Origin of the sequence: Aromatoleum diolicum (assembly GCF_012910955.1) — a bacterium.
GTDB classification, from domain to species: Bacteria; Pseudomonadota; Gammaproteobacteria; order Burkholderiales; family Rhodocyclaceae; genus Aromatoleum; species Aromatoleum diolicum.
In genome coordinates, this window is the sequence record NZ_WTVQ01000131.1 from 1 (window position 1) to 425 (window position 425).

The 425-nt window shown below is 69.2% G+C and carries 1 pseudogene; it reads left to right on the forward strand.

Annotated elements, in window-relative coordinates:
* Nucleotides 1-425 (forward strand): annotated as a pseudogene (locus GPA25_RS23730) (serine hydroxymethyltransferase); the annotation flags it as partial.

Sequence of the window (425 nt, forward strand, 5' to 3'; positions counted from 1 at the left end):
CGCCGAGGGCTACCCCGGACGCCGGTACTACGGCGGCTGCGAAGAGGTCGACGTCGCGGAGTCCCTCGCGATCGAGCGGGCGAAGACACTCTTCGGCGCTGAGTTTGCGAACGTGCAGCCGCACTCCGGTGCCTCGGCGAACGCGGCGGTCCTGCATGCGATCGCGCGCCCCGGCGACACCCTGCTCGGCCTGTCGCTGGACCAGGGCGGCCACCTGACGCACGGCATGAAGATCAACTTCTCCGGTCGTCTGTACGACATCGTCGCCTACGGCGTCGACCCCGAGACCTCGACGATCGATATGGCCGAGGTGCGCCGTCTCGCGATCGAGCACAAGCCGAAGGTCATCATCGCCGGCTGGTCGGCGTACCCCCGCACGATGGACTTCGCGGCCTTCCGCGCGATCGCCGACGAGGTCGGTGCGC